At 41.7% G+C, this 22,193-nt stretch carries 24 protein-coding genes; 13 read left to right on the forward strand and 11 right to left on the reverse strand.

Annotated elements, in window-relative coordinates; genetic code table 11:
• The first annotated feature begins 21 nt into the window (after window positions 1–21).
• From DW015_RS03575 to rpsI, 5 genes are all read left to right on the forward strand, one after another.
• Window positions 22–786 (forward strand): hypothetical protein, encoded by a 765-nt coding sequence (locus DW015_RS03575; protein WP_117904265.1) that lies wholly within the window; start codon window positions 22–24, stop codon window positions 784–786.
• A gap of 242 nt (window positions 787–1,028) precedes the next feature.
• A complete protein-coding gene (locus DW015_RS03580) occupies window positions 1,029–1,490 on the forward strand; it encodes a hypothetical protein (protein ID WP_117904267.1) in 462 nt (153 codons plus the stop codon).
• Window positions 1,490–1,696 carry a helix-turn-helix transcriptional regulator gene (locus DW015_RS03585; protein ID WP_022287501.1) on the forward strand — a complete coding sequence of 69 codons (207 nt, stop codon included), beginning with the start codon at window positions 1,490–1,492 and terminating at the stop codon, window positions 1,694–1,696. The genes DW015_RS03580 and DW015_RS03585 overlap by 1 nt, the downstream gene beginning before the upstream one ends.
• Before the next feature lie 392 nt (window positions 1,697–2,088).
• Window positions 2,089–2,517 (forward strand): 50S ribosomal protein L13, encoded by a 429-nt coding sequence (rplM, locus tag DW015_RS03590; RefSeq protein ID WP_117904483.1) that lies wholly within the window; start codon window positions 2,089–2,091, stop codon window positions 2,515–2,517.
• 16 nt (window positions 2,518–2,533) lie between these two features.
• Window positions 2,534–2,935 (forward strand): 30S ribosomal protein S9, encoded by a 402-nt coding sequence (rpsI, locus tag DW015_RS03595; RefSeq protein ID WP_041337331.1) that lies wholly within the window; start codon window positions 2,534–2,536, stop codon window positions 2,933–2,935.
• 124 nt (window positions 2,936–3,059) lie between these two features.
• Here the strand turns inward: rpsI and DW015_RS03600 are convergent, their stop codons facing one another.
• The 5 genes from DW015_RS03600 to DW015_RS03620 form a co-directional block, all read right to left on the reverse strand.
• Complete coding sequence (locus DW015_RS03600) at window positions 3,060–4,196, reverse strand: site-specific integrase (RefSeq protein ID WP_117904269.1); 1,137 nt, start codon at window positions 4,194–4,196, stop codon at window positions 3,060–3,062.
• 209 nt (window positions 4,197–4,405) lie between these two features.
• Window positions 4,406–4,717, reverse strand: coding sequence for a helix-turn-helix domain-containing protein (locus tag DW015_RS03605; protein ID WP_242993210.1), 312 nt, complete (start codon window positions 4,715–4,717; stop codon window positions 4,406–4,408).
• Between the two features lie 37 nt (window positions 4,718–4,754).
• Window positions 4,755–5,954, reverse strand: a complete 1,200-nt coding sequence (locus DW015_RS03610) for a plasmid recombination protein (protein ID WP_117904271.1) — start codon at window positions 5,952–5,954, stop codon at window positions 4,755–4,757.
• Between the two features lie 361 nt (window positions 5,955–6,315).
• Window positions 6,316–6,498: a hypothetical protein gene (locus DW015_RS03615; RefSeq protein ID WP_117904273.1), complete on the reverse strand. Its 183-nt coding sequence runs from the start codon at window positions 6,496–6,498 to the stop codon at window positions 6,316–6,318.
• 137 nt (window positions 6,499–6,635) lie between these two features.
• Window positions 6,636–8,081, reverse strand: coding sequence for a YfjI family protein (locus tag DW015_RS03620; protein WP_117904275.1), 1,446 nt, complete (start codon window positions 8,079–8,081; stop codon window positions 6,636–6,638).
• Between the two features lie 197 nt (window positions 8,082–8,278).
• Between DW015_RS03620 and DW015_RS03625 the strand changes: the two genes are divergently transcribed.
• From DW015_RS03625 to DW015_RS03660, 8 genes are all read left to right on the forward strand, one after another.
• Window positions 8,279–8,986 carry a helix-turn-helix transcriptional regulator gene (locus DW015_RS03625; protein WP_117904276.1) on the forward strand — a complete coding sequence of 236 codons (708 nt, stop codon included), beginning with the start codon at window positions 8,279–8,281 and terminating at the stop codon, window positions 8,984–8,986.
• Window positions 8,987–9,149: 163 nt separating this feature from the next.
• Window positions 9,150–9,614 carry a TFIIB-type zinc ribbon-containing protein gene (locus DW015_RS03630; RefSeq protein WP_117904278.1) on the forward strand — a complete coding sequence of 155 codons (465 nt, stop codon included), beginning with the start codon at window positions 9,150–9,152 and terminating at the stop codon, window positions 9,612–9,614.
• Window positions 9,601–10,428 (forward strand): hypothetical protein, encoded by an 828-nt coding sequence (locus DW015_RS03635; RefSeq protein WP_117904280.1) that lies wholly within the window; start codon window positions 9,601–9,603, stop codon window positions 10,426–10,428. Before DW015_RS03630 ends, DW015_RS03635 begins: the two co-directional genes overlap by 14 nt.
• A 201-nt stretch (window positions 10,429–10,629) precedes the next feature.
• Window positions 10,630–10,836: a helix-turn-helix transcriptional regulator gene (locus DW015_RS03640; RefSeq protein ID WP_117904282.1), complete on the forward strand. Its 207-nt coding sequence runs from the start codon at window positions 10,630–10,632 to the stop codon at window positions 10,834–10,836.
• Between the two features lie 25 nt (window positions 10,837–10,861).
• A complete protein-coding gene (locus DW015_RS03645; RefSeq protein ID WP_117904284.1) occupies window positions 10,862–11,788 on the forward strand; it encodes a restriction endonuclease in 927 nt (308 codons plus the stop codon).
• 98 nt (window positions 11,789–11,886) lie between these two features.
• Entirely contained in the window at window positions 11,887–13,212 is a 1,326-nt protein-coding gene (locus DW015_RS03650; RefSeq protein ID WP_117904286.1) for a DNA cytosine methyltransferase, read from the forward strand.
• A gap of 103 nt (window positions 13,213–13,315) precedes the next feature.
• Window positions 13,316–15,325, forward strand: a complete 2,010-nt coding sequence (locus tag DW015_RS03655) for an ATP-binding domain-containing protein (protein WP_117904288.1) — start codon at window positions 13,316–13,318, stop codon at window positions 15,323–15,325.
• A gap of 107 nt (window positions 15,326–15,432) precedes the next feature.
• On the forward strand, window positions 15,433–15,969 hold the full coding sequence (locus tag DW015_RS03660; RefSeq protein WP_207659350.1) for a hypothetical protein: 537 nt from the start codon (window positions 15,433–15,435) through the stop codon (window positions 15,967–15,969).
• A gap of 61 nt (window positions 15,970–16,030) precedes the next feature.
• On the opposite strand, the gene DW015_RS03665 is transcribed toward DW015_RS03660, so the two are convergent.
• The 6 genes from DW015_RS03665 to DW015_RS03690 all read right to left on the reverse strand — a co-directional run bounded on the left by DW015_RS03665 (window position 16,031) and on the right by DW015_RS03690 (window position 22,140).
• On the reverse strand, window positions 16,031–16,447 hold the full coding sequence (locus DW015_RS03665) for a hypothetical protein (RefSeq protein ID WP_117904292.1): 417 nt from the start codon (window positions 16,445–16,447) through the stop codon (window positions 16,031–16,033).
• A gap of 405 nt (window positions 16,448–16,852) precedes the next feature.
• The gene (locus DW015_RS03670) at window positions 16,853–17,989 is read right to left on the reverse strand and encodes a site-specific integrase (RefSeq protein WP_117904293.1); all 1,137 of its coding nucleotides are present in this window, start codon (window positions 17,987–17,989) and stop codon (window positions 16,853–16,855) included.
• A 109-nt stretch (window positions 17,990–18,098) separates the two neighbouring features.
• Window positions 18,099–19,295, reverse strand: coding sequence for a plasmid recombination protein (locus tag DW015_RS03675; RefSeq protein WP_117904295.1), 1,197 nt, complete (start codon window positions 19,293–19,295; stop codon window positions 18,099–18,101).
• Window positions 19,296–19,704: 409 nt separating this feature from the next.
• Window positions 19,705–20,277 carry a CHC2 zinc finger domain-containing protein gene (locus DW015_RS03680; RefSeq protein WP_117904297.1) on the reverse strand — a complete coding sequence of 191 codons (573 nt, stop codon included), beginning with the start codon at window positions 20,275–20,277 and terminating at the stop codon, window positions 19,705–19,707.
• The gene (locus tag DW015_RS03685; protein WP_181979696.1) at window positions 20,274–20,570 is read right to left on the reverse strand and encodes a helix-turn-helix domain-containing protein; all 297 of its coding nucleotides are present in this window, start codon (window positions 20,568–20,570) and stop codon (window positions 20,274–20,276) included. The genes DW015_RS03680 and DW015_RS03685 overlap by 4 nt, the downstream gene beginning before the upstream one ends.
• Before the next feature lie 109 nt (window positions 20,571–20,679).
• On the reverse strand, window positions 20,680–22,140 hold the full coding sequence (locus DW015_RS03690) for a YfjI family protein (RefSeq protein ID WP_242993212.1): 1,461 nt from the start codon (window positions 22,138–22,140) through the stop codon (window positions 20,680–20,682).
• Between the last annotated feature and the right edge of the window lie 53 nt (window positions 22,141–22,193).

Raw genomic sequence — 22,193 nt, forward strand, 5'->3', positions numbered from 1 at the left:
CTTAAAAAATCGGAGGACAAAATGGATATTACGATAAATGCACCGCAGACCGAAAGCAACTCAAACTCTGCCAAAGCAATGTCCCTTAACAATGGGCTGATATGGTTCATATGCTTTGTTCCGCTTATCGGCTTGTTTCTTGAAAACTATGCAAACTCTGCCACCGCAGGAGCGTTCTTGTGGATACTTGTTCCGCTGTTCATGATAGGCTGTTCAGCCGCAGACTGCAAACAGCTTATAAAGCATGGTATTGACGCAAAGCACCTTTACAAGTGGATATGGCTCACGCCTGTTTATGTATACAAACGTGAAAAGCTTTGCGGCAGAGAGCGTTATAAAGCAATAATGTGTGGATTTTTCATTATCGCTGCACTGTTCATGAATGGTTTTACGCAGAGCATAAAAATAGACAACGACTATATGCTCGTATCTGCACAGAACAGTTATGTGCAAAGCCTTGACAACTTTTCGGGAAATTCATCAAATATAATCGGTGAGTGCATAGCTTCTTATCTGGGTGAGGACGCAAAGTGGGATTGCACAAAGAACGGTAACAACTACACAGTAACAGTAAAAGGCAAACATGGCTCTGATAACTACACTATTTCCTTTTTAATAGTATATGACGGCTTCACCTACAGAAAATTCACCATTTCAGACGTGATAAAAAATAAAGTATCACTCCGTGACGATGAATTTAGTGCTGTATGCAAGGAGATATTCATAGAAGATAGAAGCGATACTGACAGCAGCAATGCAGAAAGTTCAAATCCACAAGCAAAATAATTTCATGAGCGGACGTTGTTCCGCTCTTTTTGTTGTCATTATACATAAATGTGTACAAACTGATATGGCACGATTTGTGTAAATGCACAAAGGTGATAAATTTGTCACTTTTCTATTGACTTTGCATACATAAAGTGATATTATTGTCACATAAGGTGATAAATAAATCACTTTTAATATACAGTTATATAATAAGTAAAGCTAAAGAAAAAGACAATGACATTAAAAGGAGCAGACAGAAAATGAAAAAAGAAAAGAAAAAGATAACTCTGAGAGAATATCACAAAAAGCGTATGGTAACAGGAATTGCAATACTTGTCACAGAGATATTTGAAAACACGGTGGAGCATTACAAGCTTGATAATACAACATGGGCGACGGTGATATTCGTTGTGTTGGCTGCTATCACGGCTTTATTTGCAGTAATATGGCTGTATGCAAGCTGTCAGAAAGTTGACAAAGAGGACGAAATGGCAAAAGAAAATATGCTCAAGGCACATCAAAGTATCACAAAAATGTTTTTGATAATATTAGCAGTAGCGATCTTTATATCAATGTTCTGGGACGGAAGTATAACCATAAAGATAAACAGCGACAGACTGTATCAAGTATGGTTTATATTCTGGTTCAGTTATATGACCCTTGAAAGCGGATTTTTTCTCCACCATGAGGGCAAGCTTAGCACCGATGAGGAGGACGAGTAATGCCGGAGCTAAAAACAAAACTCAAGGAATACCGTGCTAAGCTTGACATGAAGCAGGGTGACCTTGCGGAAAAAGTGGGCGTCAGGCGTGAAACTATCATACGTCTTGAAAAAGGACAATACAATCCGTCATTAAAGCTTGCAATGGATATTGCAAAGGTATTTGGTGTATCTGTAGAGGATATTTTTTCATTTGAAGATGAATAAAGCTGAAAATACAGTAAAGCAGACGGTTTGCAGTATTTTGGTGCAGAAGAAAAACATATACTGAAAATGCAAATACAGACATATAAGCACATATTCTAACGTAGATAGGTAAATATTGAATATACGTTGCTTATGCTATGATTATCTTTAGTTTACGCCATATTGCTGTGTATATTAGTGTAAAAGGCAAAAGTGAAATGAATTGTGAGAAATCGAGAGAAATGGAGCAAAATGAAGAGAATTAAAGAGAATGAGGGATATAAATTAAAAATTCGACGTTTTGACTATTGACAATCGTGAAAAGCTGTTGTATAATAGACAACGTTGTGAGTTCACAGGGCAAAAATGCGGCTGTGAACAGACTTTTTAAAATTCTGAATGGAGGAAATAATATGTCAACTTATATGCCAAAAGCAGGCGACATTACTCGCACATGGTATATTCTCGACGCTGAAGGTCAGTCACTCGGTAGAGTTGCTGCTAAGGCTGCTCACATTCTTCGTGGCAAGCACAAGCCAACTTACGCACCACACACTGACTGCGGCGACCATGTAATCATCATCAACACAGATAAGGCTGTTCTCACAGGCAAGAAGCTTGATCAGAAGTCTTACAAGTGGCACACAGGCTGGATCGGCGGTCTTAAGGAGATCAAGTATTCAGATATGATGGCTAATCAGTCAGACAGAGCTATGACAATTGCTGTTGAGGGTATGCTCCCTAACAACACACTTGGCAGAGCTGCTGCAAAGAGACTCAGAGTATACAAGGGTGCTGAGCATAACAATGCTGCTCAGAAGCCTGTTAAATACGAACTGTAAGGAAGGAGCAATTTAGATGTACGAATCAAAGCAGCCATATTTCTATGGCACAGGTAGAAGAAAACATTCTGTTGCCCGTGTTCGTGTTTACGAGGGTACAGGTAAGATTACAATCAACGGCAGAGACATTGACGATTACTTCGGTCTTGAGACACTTAAGCTCATCGTTCGTCAGCCATTTGCTGTAACAGATACAATGGATAAGTACGATATCGTTTGCACAGTAACAGGCGGTGGAGTAACAGGTCAGGCTGGTGCAATCAGACACGGTCTTTCAAGAGCTCTTCTTCAGGCTAGCGATGAGTTCAGACCTCTCCTCAAGAAGGAAGGCTTCCTCACTCGTGACCCAAGAATGAAGGAAAGAAAGAAGTACGGTCTCAAAGCCGCAAGACGTGCTCCGCAGTTCTCAAAGAGATAATCAGACCTATCTCAATTCGCCGTATATTCGGCACTTTTCAGACCTTGCAAATATTTTTTGGTACTTGTCTGGTCTTTATCAAGAGAATTATCCGTCCCGATCCGTCGGGGCGGATTTTTTGCTGTTACGCAAGTTTCAGTGTAACGAGGTCAGCGACTTTAGCCTTAGTGCTTTTCAGTACATCGGCATAGATGTTCGCTGTAACACCTATGTCGCAATGTCCGAGGTGTTCGGATACGATTTTCAGGTCAACACCGCTGTTCAATAAAAGCGTGGCATTGCAATGCCTGAGCTGGTGCAGGGTAAGATTTTCAAACTCCGTTCCCTTCGTGAAACGTTTCAGAGAGTGATACACTGAGTTTCTGTCACGATAGTTACCAAGTGCCGATGTGAACACCATTTCGGGGTGAGCAAACTTCTTTCCGAGGGCTGCCGACATCTTTTCTATGTAGGCTTTCTGCTCCCTGAAAATAGAAGCAAGGACTTCGCTCATACCAATCACTCTGCGGCTGCTCTCCGTTTTCGGTGAACCGAGGGTGTGCTTGCCGCCTACGTCCGTGAGATTGTGGTTGATCGTGATCGTCATTTCGTCAAAGTCAATATCTTCCCACATAAGTCCTAAGCATTCTCCCGAACGCATTCCTGTGTAAATGAGAACCTTTATGATACGCTTGAAGTCCTCGTCCCAGGGTTTTGTATCAAGAAGCTCCATGAAACGCTTGATCTCGCTCTCGTCAAGGGACATTTTCTTCTTTTCCTGACGGTTCTTCGGAAGGATAACATTGTGACAAGGTGATTCACGAATATATCCCTGTTCAACGCCCCTGCGGAAAATACTCTGTATCACTACATATATCTTGCGAACCGACTGAGGTTTCAGCTTGAATGTCTTCATCACGCTTGTCAGCTTCGGAGTCGTGATCTCTTTCAACTTCATATTACCGATAAGAGGTTTGATATGCTTCTCATACTGACCTTTGTAGGTGTATGCTGTGCTTGGTTTCAACTCGACAGGTGCGAAATTCTCAAAGTACCAGCCAGCAAGTTCAGAGAAACGCATATTTTCGTTCAGCTCAGTATAATCCTTGCATCTGCTTTCAAATTCATACGCAAACTGCTGTGCGAGTTTTTCTGCCTTTTTCGGGGTAACACCCTGCGGAGGCTTGAAGGTTGTTGACTTGATGATCTGCTTGTGTTCTGTATCATAACCGAGGGATACCTTTATTCTGAAAGTATCGCCCCGCTTTGTAATAGTAGCCATAAATGATTCCTTTCTATCACATAGATTTTATGGCATACTCCTGTTACTCTAATCATAGCGCACATTCGGCTATATGTCAAGTAACTTAATGTATCTTTTTGTCTTTTCGGGAGTATGCCGAAATCTATGTCCTTTGTTCTGTGGTGTTTGTGGATTTTCTGTCTGTTGCCGTTCAAGCAGCGTAAAATCGCCGTTCTCAGCGTACAGACTTACTTGTTCGCTGTCTGTCCGTTGAAGTAGGCAAGCAAGTCTGCCTTGTTGATAAGCATCTTGCCGTTCACGCCGTCTCCTGTCCTCAGATACGGCAGCTTACCCTGCTTTATCAGCTTGCGGACGGTGTGTTCAGACAGCCCCCTGACCGCTTCGGTACACTCCTTAACGGTCAGCATCTCCACAGCTTCGGACTTGATCTCAGACACCTGGTCGGAATCATTAACTTCGATAAGTTCGCTCAGAATGCTTACGAGCTGAGCGATAAGCTCGTTCTTTCTGCTTGTTGTCATAGTTGTAAAAACCTCCATAGCAGGTACTTCCCCTGCTTTCTATCTTGTTTTATGTTTATTCCAGCACGGTTTTTCTTGTAGTGCTGTTGTACTTGTACTGCTGAAAATCGGCACTCAGCCCGCAGGCAGAAATAAATGCCTTAGCCTTTCTCAGTTCACGGGAAAGCTCGTCCTCACGGCTGATTCGAGCTGCTTCCTTTTTCAGCTTCTCACGGGTAAAAAGTCCCTTTTGCTCCTCGGCTTTCTTGTAGGCGGCAAGCTCCGAGGAAGCTGCCGCCAACTGTGTTTTCAGAGCATCACGCTCCTGAACAGCTGTATCGTGTTCAGCTTTGAGTTTTTTCGTGGACTTGACCATAGCCACATACTTTTTAGCTGTGTCGCTGAGAGTATCGTAATCCTCTTTTGCAAGAGTGACTTTCTTGCCGAACACGGACTCCTTGACCTCAATGCTTTCGATTTCGTCAAGTTTGACTTTCTTCTTTGCCGCCTTGTCAAGTTCGGCACGAGCTTCATCACGCTCGGAGAGAGCCTGAGCCTTTTCCTCATTCAGCCGCCTGATCTCGTCCTCATGCTCGCCGTACTCCTCAACGGTATAGCTGTAACCTCTGGACTTCTTCGGCTCGCTGATCTCAATACCGTGAGCGTTGCAAATATCCCTCAGCACCTCCCACTCACGGAGCCGCCAACGGTTATTGGAATGAGCGTCATTTCCGAAGCCCATTTCGTCAAGCGCCTTGTTCTTTGCGTTGCGGACTTCAAGCCCTCTGCTGTAATGTCCAAGTGGGATATAGTCGATGTGCAAATGGGGAGTTGCTTCATCGAGGTGCATGACCGCATTGAACACATAGAGGTTAGGATTTCTCGCCTGAAAGCCCTCCATGTATTCACGCAGGCATTCGGCAGTCTTTTCTGCATCGGGAGTACCGACAGCCGAATCGTTTTTCGTTCCGATATAGATGAGGTGTTCGTAGAAACTTTTCTGCTTGTTTGCACCCTCGATCACACTCTTGCTCGGCGGGCGGTTGAACAGGTGTTCAAAGTAGTCACCGATCTTGCGGTCGTTTCTTTTCTGACGAGCGTTGTATCTCTCTACCGCTTCGTCAAAAAGCTGGTGGTAAGTCTCGCCCAGATCTTGCTGAACAAAGATCACATTGTTCGGCGTTCTGGAACTGTCAATATTCTTGGCAGTGAACTCTCGATTGTTATGTGAAAGGCTGCCTTTGCCCTCGCACATCGAGATAGATTTTGTACTCATGAAATGTCTCCTTTTTTATCTACATCTGAACCCTCTGACGAGGGATAATCATATACACAAGGCTCACCGCCTGCGATATGATGAGCGCCCTTGAAGGGCTTTTGAATTGGCTTGCAACAATACGAAAATCGGCAAACCAAACGGCTCGGAGAGCCGGAATTTACTTGCGGCACATAGCGAAGTCTTGTGCGAGCGCCGCCAGTAACCCCAAAGCACTTTTGACAGCCTACTCGGACTATCAAAAATGCTTATGGGGCTCTGCGAGGCTGAACGGCTGAGGTCGCAGCCGAAAATGTGGACACAGTAATGTGAAAAAACGCATTACAAAAATCCAAAAGTGCGATCATAAAAATCGCAAAAATCAGAACGGAATATCCACCTCAATACTGAATTTATTGAGAAGAAAACCCAACTCAAAATCATAGTCCAGCGCTTCATCATCCGTCAAAAAATCGTAGTAACGAATCAGTGCTTCACGCACACCAAGACCACTTCTTTCTTCAAGGATAGAAGTCAGCTTTTCAACCTTTTCCATATCGACCATACACCTCACCTCCTTTCTGCAAAAATGCTCAACCAACATCAACCGACAGCAACCAACATTGTGGTCTGTCTCTTGCAAAAGTCGCTATACCGCCATTTCAATGTCAGCCACCACAAAAGCCACAAAATCCGGTAAAATCAGATATGGGGATTCACATGAACCATCTGAGCCTTTTTGTTGTTGGCGGCAGTCACATCTTCATAAGCGATATACCCATACTCCGCAAGAGTATCGAGCGCCGAATAGAAGTCCTTTGCCGTTGGGAAAAGATTGCACCGGCAGGAATGATACAACTCAGATTTCAAGCCCTGCCTGATCTCCTTTGTCTTGAACATCTGGATGATCTTCTCAGCCTTGACAATGTTCCCGTCGGGAGCATTCACGCTGAAACCGTATATCGCCTGATAACGGTAGTAGTGAGCAAGGTTGAATGCTCTCAGAAGTGTATCGTGATTCACGCTTTCATCGGACGGCTCAATTCCTCTGGAACAGCAGTCGGCACAATGAAGAATACAGGCTATCCGCAGTATCAGACCGTGGAACTTGCCGCCCCAGTCCTGACAGCAGCACATGGACTCCTTGATCTCTTTTTCGATATACTTATTGCAGTAATCTATGTACTCCTCGGAAGCATGACGAGACAGACGTAGTATCGTTTCTTCTCCGTTATGATCCTTCTTTCCTTTCAGGAGCTGATGAATGAAATCATGATACTGCTCCCTGACCTCTTTTGATATAGGTGCTGTATCATATCTACGATTTCCCACATTGCTCTTGGCGAAGCAGGGAACAAAACGTGCGATAAGTCCGCTTGACCTGAAAGCGGTATCTTTCATCATATTATCCCATATATACGGCTGACCTGCGAGAGCGACCGAAAGATAAGGACTGGGAATTTCCGTTCTTCCTCGGATAACTCTGTTGCAGATATACTTCTCACCGTTCCACGATTTCAGGAGTAAGTCAAGATTCGGGATACCACCGTTGTACTTTCCGTTGAAGTTGGAAAGCATTCCTGCTTCGTCCGAAATCATCAGCAGGGAATCATTCTCGCTCAGCTCGATCACAAGGGATTCGGGCGTTATATCGTCCACGGCGATACGGATAGGAGTTGTATTTCGAATATTGTCAGCCTGCACACGGAGCTTTGCGATAGCTGCTGTATCAGGCGCGTCCTCTTTCTCCATAGCCTTCACACGGGCTTCAAGGGCTTTAACGTCCTGCTGTGCCTTGTACATCTCCTCACGGTGGTCTTTGTTGTACTTGCTCTCAAAGCTGTCGAACGGAGCTTTGATGAAGTGCATCACAGGACTTTTTCTTTCAGAAGGCTGTGCTATGATGATAGAATACAGCACAGGCGGTTCGGTGTGGTCTGCTTTTCCTGCAAGTCTGTACAGACCTGTGAAGCAGTAGCCCACGGCTGAGAGCATTGCCGTCCCTGCCATTCCCACATCGGTGGAAGTCGTGACCGAGATTGCCTGCGCCATATCACGCAAAACAGGCGGTAACGCTCCGAGGGGGAACGGGATAGTATCTGCCGTATGCCGCAGCGGACGGGGTTCTACCCATTTGATTTCATTCATAAGTTTTGTTTTCCTCTACTTTTGTAATTTAACTTGTATTTCTATTGACATATTGCGTTTGATGTGCTATAATATGAAATAAAATAACACGTTGCAATCTCTAAATCATATTATATGCTACCTAAGTAGCATTTGTCAAGCAAAAATAATTAGAACGGATTGAGTTCTGCTTTTTGCACAAATTGGAGGGACACAAAATGACTGTCTTTTGGAGAAAATACAATGAATTATGTGACGAACATGGTTTGAAGCCGAGAGCGTTAGCTACCGAACTGGGCATTTCGGCTGCGACCGTCACCAAATGGGTGAATGACGGTATGCCGAATCTCGACATGATAACGAGAATTGCAGAATACTTCGATGTCCCGATAGATTACCTCATTAACGAGGACGATACGCCGATTATTCCGCAAGCAAATAAGAAAAGAAGTGTGTTCGAATCGGTAAGCTCACTGTCACAGCGTTGGGTGAGCCTTCGCCGTGGCAGTGAGATCAGCCTGGAAACACAGTTGAAGATCATTCCTTATGTGAATTGTACGGTGCAGTTCCTCAACAATGATAAGTATATAGAGTACGTCCCCGAAACAGCATACGATACCGAGCATCTGAAAGACACCGAAACGATTTTCGATATTCTTGGCATTCTCGACCACTGTGCCGACACCGAGAGTTACCGCACCGTGCAGGTGCAGCTCTCACGCATCGTGCTGTATCACCTGAAAGAAAAAGGCTTTGACCGTGAAGCCCTCCGCACCGAGCATCTCGATCAGGAGAAGATGGAGTACCTCTACACGGGCAGGGACAGCGGTAAGACACATAATTACGGACTGAACTTCTCAGATATGGACTTTCTCAGGGAGTTTACGGGGTTGAGTTATCAGGTTATGTTTACGGGGGTCGAGTGATAATATGGAGCTAAGGAGCGATGCTTCTTGGCTCTTTTCTTTTTGAGGGGACTTTGATTCCGATGGAGTCGAAGTTGTAAACAGCGTAAACTCGGGGAAAGGTGTTGCTTTTTCACTGATGATATGGTATAATACATTTAGTTGAAATAAAGGGGCGGTACATATGAACGATATAGTAACTTTTAAAATTGCTATCCCTTCTGATAACGATGGGTATGTTCTGCTGCAATGCGAATACTGTGGGGAGTATTTCAAATGTGCTCCACATGATATGGAATCAGATGAGATTTTACATATATACTGCCCAAGTTGTGGCTTGATAAGCGAATCATATATCACAGAAGATGTTATTCGGCTTGCAAACGCTATGATAGAGAATTATATACAGGATACATTATATGATTTTTCAAAGAAAATGGAACGGCAGTTTTCACACAATAAATTCGTAAAATATAAGGCTGGACGAAAACCTAAAAAGGAGTATGAGCCTCCCGTATATTCAACCATAGAAGACTTGGTTGAATATAATTATAGGTGCTGTGATCGATCGGCAAAAATCAATCCATTGCTAAAGATGTCAGTAAGTTTTTGTCCGTTTTGTGGAGGTGTAGAGTTTGGAAATCAATAAAACTACCTTAAAAACAATCATGTCAAAATTTAACAGCGTTTCTAATCGTTTGTTACAATCATCATATGGGAACTATCTTGATGACTTAAGAAGGTTTTGTAATTATATAGAAGCTAACGAGCTGATAATGGAGTATATAGACAGCTGTGGTGGTTTTAATTCTGAAATGGAATCATTGTTAGATGAATGTTTACATCAAGGAGGGAAAATCCAATTTAGCATAGATGAAGACGAAGAAACATTGCAGATTTACTCGTATATAAAAACAATCTGCGATCGTGATTATACCAGTCTTCCACCTGGAATAATATTGCCATATTCTTCATCAAATAAATTTGCGGATATGCTGCAAGAATTCAACCACTGCGTTGTTTTAGCTCTCATAAACCATATCAGTGATTATTTAAAGAAAGTAGGTATAGAGATGGGTATGGACGATAACGTAACCTATAACATCAATGGTCAGCAAGTCAATATAGCGAACGATAACGCAAGCATTACAGCTATTCAGAACAATAATGGTATTGATGTTAACGAGCTGCATAAGCTAGTTGAAGCTATGAAAGCTGGATTAAGTCCCCACTTATCCTCGGAAGATAAAGCTGACGCAGAAGAAAGCATTGATATAATCAAAGCTGAGCTTAGCTCTGGCAGTCCTGATGAGCAAAAAGTCAAGTCTCAGTTTAAGCTATTAAAAAGACTTGATGTTGGAGTCAAGTTTGCTAGTGCCTGCTGTTCTTTGCTCACATTTGCTGATAGAGTATTTCCATTTCTCGCAGAAGTTGCACCCTTTTATCAGAATTTACTGAAATAAGGTAAAGATACAAAGATGCATCTTTTTGTATTTTGCTAAATCAATTTAGCGTAAAACTTTATGCACATAACAATAAAAACCTCTGTGATTCATTATGAATGATTACAGAGGTTTTTTATTATCTATAGCAATATACACTTATTGTCTGTCGACTTATTGTGTTCAATATTGTATAATATTGATAAAATGGAGGAGTGTTTTATGGATATCGTTAAAGTGTTTGGCACAAATCTGAAAAAGTATCGTACACAGAAAGGACTATCTCAGGAAAAGTTTGCTGAGAAGTGCGGTTTGCACAGAACTTATATCAGTGACATAGAGTGTTTCAGGAGAAGTATCTCCCTGGAGAATATTCAGCGTATTGCTGATGCTCTTGAGATTGAAACATATCTCTTATTTGTTGAATAATACCAATACACAGGAGGATAGATAAATGAGCGTTGAATTATTGAATGGCATAAAAATCGTTGAAAACGATAGAAAACTCAATACAAAAGCATCCGAGGAATATGTCCATGTTGAGTTTACATACGAAAATCCTAAAACCGTTCTAGACTATTGGATTCCAGTTGAATACAGAAGAACAGGAGTCTCTATTAAACCTGATGATGAAGAACAGCTTTATAGTTACCTTAACAACGTATATGCCCAACTCGATCCTGCTAATTATGATAACTGGCTGAAAAAGCAAGATGAATACTGGGCATCTTCACGTTCCGATGTTACAAAACCGATTTTCGATACACTAAAGGACGGAAAATGGCATTGCCGAAACTGTGACATCAATAACCCTAATTTTGCCCGCAGAATACAAGACCTGAAAGAAATGGGCTATACAATTGCTACACACATAAACTATTGCTGTCCGGTCTGTCAGCAAAAAAGAAGTACAAGACTTTTGCTGCTCCCAATAGACAGAGTTGAGATTGCAGGCAACGGTTATGAAACATGGTCTCCTGCACTCAGGAAACGTATAATCAAAGTTCTCGGAGGTATTGATGTTTATGAGGGTACACTTTCTGCCCATCTGCTGCCTGACCATAAATTCTCGGAAATACGATGGGACGAAAACACCAAAGCAGAGAACCCTGATGATATGACTGATGATGAGATCAGAGCAAAGTTCCAGCTACTGACAAACCAGCGCAATCAGCAAAAACGAGAAGTGTGTCGTAATTGTTTCCAGACAGGAAAGCGTGGTACGATCTATGGCATTTCTTATTTCTACGAAGGCGATGAAGATTGGGATAAAAGCATTCCTGTGAAAGGGAAAGAAGCTGAAAAGGGCTGTGTGGGCTGCCCTTGGTATGATATTCAGAAATGGAAAGAACATCTTATGAAGCTTATCAAAAAGAAGTAGGCTTTGCCGCCTTTTTTGATAAACCATTTTACTTGACTTCTTGATTGTAAGTATGGTATAATTAAAGCAGTATATTCTTACGAGGGAGTTTGGAAAAGATGATCAAAACAGTAGGCAGTATCTGCTCAGGAATTGAGGCAGCTTCGGTTGCTTGGGAACCATTAGGGCTTTCTTTCAAGTGGTTTTCTGAGATAGCAGATTTTCCATCAAGAGTGCTATCTGAAAAATATCCGAATATAGCTAATGTCGGAGATATGAATAATATTCCTGAAATGCTCATTTCAGGTGAAATAGAAGCTCCTGATCTTCTTTGTGGAGGAACGCCCTGCCAAGCCTTCTCATTAGCCGGCAGACAGAATGGTCTTGAAGATTACCGTGGAAACCTGACACTAAAGTTCGTAGATATTGTCAATGCAAATGATACGATCAGAATAAATAAAGGACATTCACGCAGCATTGTCTTTTGGGAGAATGTCGAAGGTGTTCTTACAGATAAAACAAATGCATTTGGTTGTCTAATTTCTTCCCTTGCAGGCTTTAGCGAAGTGATCTTTAAGAAAAAGTGGTCAAGTGCAGGTGTTATTCATGGACCAGTCAGAAACATAGCCTGGAGAGTGCTTGACGCTAAGTATTTTGGACTTCCTCAACAAAGAAGAAGGCTGTATGTTTTAGCAGGCGGGAAAGATTTCTATCCCGAATTCATCTTGTTTGAAAAACATGAAAACGACTTTGCTGAATACCCCTCAACTCCTTTGACTTTTGAAAAAGAAGGTCATCGTTTTGAAGTGTTCAGAGAATACACAGATTGTCTGTATTCTGCTTACGGAACAAAGTGGAACGGAAATGCCGCCGCATACAATGGATCGTTGTTCGTTGTTCAGGATGAACGTATCAGAAGAATATCTCCCATTGAATGTGAACGCTTGATGGGCTTCCCCGATAATTATACTGCACTAGAATCAGCTAAGCGAACCAATCGCTATCAAGCTATCGGTAATTCATGGGCAGTTCCTGTAGTACGATGGATCGGAGAAAGACTGCTTTCAAAAAAGAAAAAACAATTTGAGCTGAATATTGATTCATTGGCTCTTGCAGCGAGAACTCTAATCGTTAGCGGAGAAGGATACTTTATTGATTGCGGTAAGGATATATTCATGTCGTCTGATGGTACGCTTATAAACTGTACTTCAATACCTGAAAACAGCACATTTACCGATATGAAGAATATTGTGTCTGCTGATGCTCCGGAGGAAATATATATTTCCCCTGTTGGCTGTTATGGAATTGTCAGAAGAAAACAAGAACGTAATCTGAAAATCAATGAACGACTTGAAGAAGTTCTTTTGAGCATTTCAAGTCAGATGTCTGCCGAGGAGATTGAAAAAAGGTCACGAGTGCAGAAAAGAGGAAGATTTAGTACTTAACAAAAGAAATGCCTACTTTATTGATTGAACAAGAGATTGTTTATTATTCACTTTTGGGATAGCTGATAACCATATGAATTAAAGTTTGAGAGGATAATAACATATGAGTATGAAGGACGATAGCTTATTTTTCTGTAACATTGAAAAAAACGAAAAAAATAAAGATTTTATAGAAAAACTGGAACAATATTCCGAAGATAATTCCAAACAGGTTTATATCATAAGTAAGGCGTTGGGAACTACTAATGATTATGACTATGATATTTCTGAGATAGCAATAGTATTAATTCCTAAGCATAAAATTACTATTATTAATTACGGAGACAACGAGCAAGATGACCTTGAAGACTTTCTTTATGATTTAAAAGAAGATTTAGGACATATTTCTGATAAATATGAGTATAGCAAAATACTGGGCAGAGTAAGGAAATGGAAAGATGAAGAATTATTCGAGATTATCAGTGTAAATGATTTTGAAATAGATTCTTTTATTTCCTCGGAAGTTTCCGCTAACAATATACGAAAGATTGATTTGTTGATTTCATTGCTTATCGGAAGCATTAATGATATAAATAAAATAGGTACTACTGATCCTATATCACTGCTTGAAAAAGTTAAACGAAAAATAATTCTGTTTGATGGTCGTCAAAGTAATTTTATTTATGGAAAAACCGATAAAAAGCGTGTAACAATCCAAGGATTAGCTGGCACTGGTAAAACTGAGTTGCTTTTAAATAAGCTTAAAGAAGTGTATACAAATCCTGATAACCCAATTATTGCATTTACGTGTTTTAACAAAGTATTAGCAAGTGAGTTAAAGAAAAAAAGAATCCCTCAATTTTTCAATTTCATGAAAGTATCTGAGCAAATTGAATGGGACTCTCGTCTTCACGTTTTTTCAAGTTGGGGAAGAAAATTTGATCCGGAATCTGGTTTAATCAGTTTTATTTCTTCTAAATATAATACAACATACAAAACTTACAGTGAATGCAAGGACTTTGAGTCCCTTTGTAAATCCATTAAGGAAGAATTAAATGAGCAAGAATCATTTTCGCCTTGTTTTGATTATTTATTTGTCGATGAAAGTCAAGATTTTGGCGAGGAGTTTTTGTTGCTTTGCGAAAAGATAACAAGAAAAAAAGTATATGTCGCAGGAGATATTTTCCAAAATATATTCGATTCAGTTAGTGATAGAAAAGATATAAAGATTGACTTCTTATTAAATAAGTGCTATAGAACCGATCCTAAAACACTGATGTTTGCACATTCTGTTGGAATGGGTTTATATGAATCTCCAAAAATTAATTGGCTCGATGATGATAATTGGGAAAAATGCGGATATACTTTAGAGCGAAAAGATGAAGGAATCATACGGCTATCAAGAAAACCTTTGCGAAGATTTGAGGATTTAGAGGTTACACAAACAATTAAACTAATATCATCGGATAAAGAGAATATTGTTGATTCAGCTATAGATCAAATAAAAGACATTCAGTTAAATAATCCTGATGTAGATGCCGAAGATATAGCTATTATTATTTTGGATTCTAACTATAATAGAATGTGCAATTTGTCTATGGAGATATTATATAGAATTGAAGATGAATTCAACTGGAAGTGTACTCGTGGTTATTTAACAAAAGAAACAGAGCAGAATAAGCTGTTTATTAGTAACATAAATAATATTAAAGGGCTCGAATTTCCTTTTATTATTTGTATTTCGCCTAATAATATCACCACAAACATTTTTTCTCGAAACGGAATTTATACATCACTAACAAGATCTTTTTTAACCTCTTATTTTATAGTAAATAGCAATAATGAAGAGTTTTTAACTACATATGGTCAAGCGTTAAATCAGATTTACACAGGATATATGGATGTTACCGAACCATCGGAAGATGAACGTATTTGGATTACAACAAATATTCAGAATGCTAAGCGTGAAAGAATGCCACTTCAAAATATTATCGATATTATCGCTGCCGATTATGTTTCTAAAGGATTAGAAATATCAATAATTCAAACTAATGCCGAACGCTTGTATAAAAGATATACGAATGATAGTGAAGTTATTGAGCGCTTAAAGAATATTTGCGAACAGATGATATGAAAATAGTACAGTTTAAAAGAAATATCAAAAGCGGCAGTATTAGACGCAAGGTAGATCTCATACATATTATTATAAATGCTTGCGAAATGATTAATCTAAATCAATTTATGTCTCTAGAAAATATTGATAAATTAGAAGGAGATTATCCATTCATAATAGTAGATGATACAAGTAGAATGTTTTTATTTGAAAATAATAAGTTTTTCTCTATTTCTTTTCCTTTTCAAATTAATGTCGATAAAAAACAGGTTAGGTTTCTGAGTATGCCGCTCACATTAGGCTTACTTTCAATCGTTTCTTCCATTTTAAACGATTTTGATGAACGCCAATCAATGATTGAATTAACTGAAAAAATACTTGATAATGAAGAGTATAATGCTTTGCTAAAAGATGAACAACAAACTGTTGAGGAGTTAATTGTATGCTTATTATCGTATGAAACAGGATATGTAAGATATGATTATGATTTGGAAAACTATGAAAAATACAAATCACTTGGAAAGCCCGATCTACATCCTTTAAATCACTTAGATATAAACTATACTTCAAATGCAACATACAAAATTGGGATAAAGAACGCAATTGATATTAAGGTTTTTTGGGATTGCTTAGATCCGAATACTGATTGTTGGTTTTTTAAATAGCAATATCAGATTGTTGTAAATCATAAAATACGGCTGCACCCGAAGGCACAGCCGTAAACGATCAAATATAAATCATACACTCAAACACCGCTTCTCTCGCCATATAGACGAAGCAGTTTTCCAGGCCGAGCATCTTCTCAGTATCACCGCTGATGATAGCTTTTTGATAGCAACTGTCGGTCTGCTTCCAAAGTTTCACCTGACGGGAGATAGCTTCGCTGACTTTCCGTTCCATATCATTGAGGTACTGAATGATCTTGCCCTCATTGACGAGCCTGCGAAGCCTGTCAGGGCAACGGCTGTCAGAGAAATGAAGATGATACCTGATGAAGTCGGTGGTATAGGTCTTGTTCTCCTCGGTCTGCGTATCGGCATTAAAGTGAGTGATTGTCATAGTGTTGGTATCCAGTATCCACAGCGGAACGTATTTCTTTTCCAGTTGGCTGTATGCGGTCTGTTCACTTGTGTATCTGCTCATGGTTATTACCTCCGTTATGTTATTTCACGGTAATCAAAAACGGTTTCCGTGGTTCAACTGATTCACGGTGTTCAAAAATGTATTCCGTGATTTGAAATGATAATAACAGGAGTACGCCAAAATGATTTGGTCTTTCGCTGGTCTTTATCTGGTCTTTAAAGTTACAAAATCGCAGGAAACAAAAGATAAAGAAAAGCGAAGTTAAAACATTGAAAGTGCTGTAAAACAGGCATTTTCGCTAACAATAGAATAAATTACAAGTGCCGATGTGCCTTACTCAAAGAGATAATCAGATACCTCAAAACTTGCGTATTTACGCACTTTGCGAGTGGTCAAATACTCTTTGGTCAACATTTGGTCAATTCAAAACCTCTCTGTTCGCGCAGGGAGGTTTTTTATTTGCCTTTATGCAAGGCACAGCTCGATCTGTTCGGCAGTTCGGGCTTTTGTTTTACGCAAAACATCAGCGTAGATGTCAGCAGTTACGTTCACATCACAGTGACCAAGATGCTCAGACACTACTTTCAAGTCGATACCGCTGTTTAAGAGCATTGTAGCGTTGCAATGACGGAGCTGATGAAGAGTCATATCCTCAAATTCCGTTCCTTTGGTGAAGCGTTTGAGTGACTGATAGACTGAATTACGGTCACGGTAGTTTCCTCTTGCTGATACGAACACCATTTCAGGATGAGCGAAGTCATCACCGAGGGCATATTTCAGCTTTTCGATATACTCTTTCTGTGCAAGAAGAACCTTTTTCAGCTCCTGCCCCATACCGATGATGCGGATACTGCTCTCGGTCTTAGGATCAGTCAGTTCATGCTTTCCGCCTATGTCGGTCAACGTGTGGTTTATCGAGATAGTGTTGTTCTCGAAGTCGATATCCTCCCAAGCAAGTCCAAGGCACTCTCCCGAACGCATACCCGTGTAAAGCAGAACCTTGATGATACGCTTGAAGTCCTCGTCCCACAGCTTACTTTCGAGGTATTCCATGAACCTTTTGAGCTTGTCTTCCTCTAAAGCCTTGTTTTTACGACTTTTCTTACGTTTCGGCAGTATCACGTTACGGCAGGGAGTGTCACGAATGAAGCCCTGCTCTGCTCCTCTGCGGAAGATGCTCTGCACTATGACGTACAGTTTCTTTACCGTCGCAGGGTTCAAGTTATAAGACTGCATTATCTGCGTCAGCCTGGGAGCGTTGATGTCCTTTACCTTAACATTACCGAGAACAGGCTCGATGTGGTTCTTGTACTGCCCCTTGTAGGTATAGATCGTGCTTTCTTTCAGTTCCTGCGGAGCGTAGTTTGTGAAATACCAGTCAGCAAGCTCGGAGAAACGCATATTCTCATTGAGCTGAGAGTAACCTTTGCAGTGTCTCTCGAACTCGAAAGCGTACTCCTGGGCGAGCTTTTCGGCTTTCTTTGGTGTCACTCCGTCGGGCGGAGTGTAGGTTGTTGATTTTACAAGCTGTTTGCCGTTCATATCGCAGCCGACAAACACCCTGATGCGGAATGTGTTTCCGCGTTTTGTTATATTCGCCAATGTAAATCCTCCTAAATTTACACTACGGCATATCTCTGTATTTAGCATTGTAGCGCACTATTCTATCTTTGTCAAGTGCTTTCGGAGATATGCCGTAGCTTTTTTTCTTTTATTCTAACTCTGCATTTCTTGTTTTGTTAAACTTATACCGGGCAAAATCCTCCGCAAGTCCACAAGCGGATATGAACGCCCTTGCTTTTTGTAAGTCACGGGAGAGCTGGTCTTCACGCTTGATACGCTGTGCTTCGGCTTTCTGCTTTTCACGGGAGAAGTAATGAGCGTTCTCCTCTTTCTTCTTGTACTCCGAAAGCTCCGAGGACACCGCTTCAAACTTCTGCATCACAGCCCCAAGCTCCTGCACGGCAGTGTCACGTTCTTTTTTGAGCTTTTTGATGTTCTTCTCCATAGCAACATACTTCTTAGCGGTGTCGCTGAGCTTGTCATAGTCCTCTTTGGAAAGTGTGACCTTTTTGCCAAACACAGACTCCTTGGCTTCGATGCTTTCGATCTCACCTATGTTCACCTTTTTCTTTGCCAGTTTCTCAAACTCGGCAACTGTCTCATCACGCTCGGCGATGAGCCTTTCGATCTCAGCATTGAGAGCATTTATCTTGTCCTGATGTTCGCCGTACTCCTCGACCTTATAACTGTAACCCCTGGACTTCTTCGGTTCGGAAATTTCAATGCCGTGAGCATTGCAGATATTCTTCAAAATATCCCACTCATTGCGTCTCCAACGGTCATTCGCTTTCGCATCATTTCCGAAGCCCATTTCCTCCATTGCTTTGTTCTTCGCATTGCGGACTTCAAGTCCACGAGTGAAGTGACCTACGGGGATATAATTGATGTGCAGGTGCGGAGTTGATTCATCAAGATGCAGCACCGCATTGAACACATAGAAGTTAGGATTTCTCGCCTGAAATCCCTCCATATATTCACGCAGACATTCAGTCGTTATCTCGGCATCAGGAGTGCCGACCGCCGTGTCTTTTCTCGTTCCTATGTAGACAAGGTGTTCATAGAAACTTTTGTGCTTGTTTGTACCTGTGATAACGCTCTTGCTCGGCAGGCGGTTGAACAGGTGTTCAAAGTAGTTACCGATCTTACGATCCTTTCTTTTCTGATTAGCGTTATATTTCTCTACCGCTTCATCGAAAAGCTGATGATAAGCGTCGCTCAAAGCCTGCTGAACGAACACAACATTGTTCGGTGTTCTGGAGCTGTCGATATTCTTGGCAGAGAACTCTCTGTTGTTATGTGAAAGGCTGCCTTTACCCTCGCACATCGAGATAGATTTTGTACTCATGTTATAGTCTCTCTTTCATAAAATTTTTTTCATCATGTAAGCCCTGACGGGCTTGAAGAATTACGCACAAGACAGAGCTTGTGCTACTAAGAACATTTACGCCCTGTCGGGCTTTGAAGAATTTCGCATAAGACGGAGCTTATGCTCCATATAGCCCTGATGGTCAAATTGGATTGCAACGATACGGAGATCGGCAACCCAAACGGTGCGAAGCACCGGATTTTACTTGCGGTGCACCGCCAGTAACCCCAAAGCACTTTTGACAGCCGCCTACACGACTATCAAAAATGCCGGGGCTCTGCGAGGCTCTTATCGGCTGGCGGAGCAGCCGAAATTGTGGGTACGGTTATTCTGAATCGTACCCGTGAGAACTGCGGAAATCCGCATTACAATTTTGAAAAATCAGCTCTCATTTTTTCTGAAAATCTGCTATCTCAGCAACGATATTTTTCATGGAAAGCCGACCAGCTTTGTTGCAGTTTATGAACTCAAAACAAAGGTACTCTGCGTAGTCCAGATGATGCAAGGAATATACAAAACGCTCGTCACATTCTTCATTGGGAGAAGCAGGAGCAAATTCTCTCCATTCACGCATCCGCCACAGATAATCATTGAGTGTTCGCCACGCTGACTTCTCCCATTCTTCATAGGCTCGTTTTTCTCGGACTCGCTTCTGATATTCGGACACTTTTTCCGCAGTCGGAGCTTTGCCGATTTCGATATGCAGAGCGTAATCATCGTTGAGCTTTTTCACAGCATCAATAGGCTTGTCCAATCCGAACATTTTCTGCGTGAAACCGATAACGTCAACGTGCGTTCCGCAGCCGAAGCAATGAAGAGCATCGGGATAAATTTTAGCAGAGGGAGTACGCTCGTTATGAAACGGGCAAAGTGCCATACCACCACGAGATATTTCAAGACCATATCCCTCCGCTACCGTTCTCATATCAATAGCAGATTTTACTTGCTCGAATACCGTCAATTCTGGAAATAGTTAAGCAGGTCAGCCTTGTTGACAAGTATCTTTCCACGAACACCTTCGCCTGTGCGGATATACTTGATCTTGTTCTGAGCTACAAGCATACGGACAGTGTGTTCGGAAAGCCCGTCAATAAGCTCGGTACATTCCTTGACGGTCAGCATCTTCACCTTTTCAGGTGCAGGAGCTTTGGTTGTTTCGGGGACTGCGCCCTCATTAGGCTCTCTGTCGTAAGCGACAGCGGTCATGAGTTCAAGTATCTGGTCGAGAAGCTGTTCTTTTCTTTCGTTTGTCATAATTAAAATCCTCATCTTTCTATCTAAGAGTTTTGTGTTTTATGAACTTTGAACATTTTGAGCATTTTGCAGTTTCAAAGTGTGCAAAATGCGGAAAGTTCAGATTTCATCATCTGTAAATGTTCGGGTTGATGATAACGTCTGTTATCGTTTTGTTGTTTGCACCCTTGCTTGTGTTGCGGACAATATACCTGTATTCCTCCAGCATATCCATTGTCTCAGCAAAGTCGGCGGCGTTCTTAAATAGTGTGCATCTGCACAGCTTGTACAGGTCATTCTGCCTGATATTTGTGATGTGCTTGGAGCGTATCTTGTTTATCACACGTTCTGCCTTTATCGTTCCGTGGTCAACGTCACCGAGACTGTACGCATATATCGCCTGTTCACGGAAATACTCACCGATCTCGATAGCGTTACAGAACGTATCAAGCGTGACAAGGTTCTCCGCTGGCTCAACACCATTCAAAGCACACTTGATGCAGTGAATGATACCGCACAGGCGGAGCAGTTCTCCGTGATACTTTCCGCCCCAGTCCTTGCAGAATGCCATATCCGTGACGAGGTGCGGCTCAATGTAGTTATTGTAGTAGTCAACGAACTCCTTGTACGTCTTTTCATCGAAATGGAGATACAGCTCATTTTCGTCGTGATAAGCGAACTTCTTACCGAGGAGCTTGTATATCAGCCGCTTGTAATTCTCAGCAACGGCTTCAGGAACAGCCTGCGTATCATATTTACGATAGCCGATATTGCTTACGGGGAAACAATATAGAAACCTCGCTATCAGTCCGCTGCCACGGAACACAGGATTGTTTATCATGCTATCAAACATATATGGTTGACACGCAAGACAGATGCTCATGTACGGCTTTTTCAGCACTATACTCGCCCTGGTCGCTCTGTCGCTGATATACGTTTCACCGTTCCACGATTTCAGCAAGAGATCAAGGTTCGGGATATTGTTGCTGTATCGCCCGCTGAAATTACCGAGCATTCCTGATTCATCGGATATCATCAGGAGTGTGCCGTTTTCTTCAAGCAGATTTACAAGAGATTCGGGCGTAACATCGTCAACAGCTATCCTGCGGAAATTGCTCGGTGGCATATTGCTCAGCTCTGTTCGGAGCTTGGCTATCTCCTCGGCGGTAACGTCTTTCTTCTTTTCAAGTGCTTCGAGCTTGATCTCTAACAGCTTGTATTCTGCCTGCGCCGTGAAGATGTCCTGCTTGTTATGCTCGTTCCAGTCGTGAGCGAACTGTATATACGGTCGCTTGATAAGAGAGATAACAGGAGACTTCTTGAAGCTCGGCTCTGCTATCGTCAGGGTGTCGAGTACCAGCGGCTCAGTATGGTCACGCTTGGCTGACATACGGTACACGCCCGAAAAGCAGTAGCTCACCGCCGAGAGTATTGAAGTGCCTACCATAGCAACATCCGTTGAAGTGGTAGTCGCTATTGCGTCTGCCATATCACCTATAATAGGTGGAAGTGCGTTCACAGGGAACGGCAGGAGGTTTGTCCCGTCGGGACGGAGTGGTGTGGGCTGAACCCACGTTGTTTCGTTGTTCAACTATCATCTTCCTTTCAGATGTATTTATAAAAGCGAATTTATATGTATAGCGG

It is taken from the genome of Ruminococcus sp. AF37-20 (genome assembly GCF_003460465.1).
GTDB classification, from domain to species: Bacteria; Bacillota; Clostridia; order Oscillospirales; family Ruminococcaceae; genus Hominimerdicola; species Hominimerdicola aceti.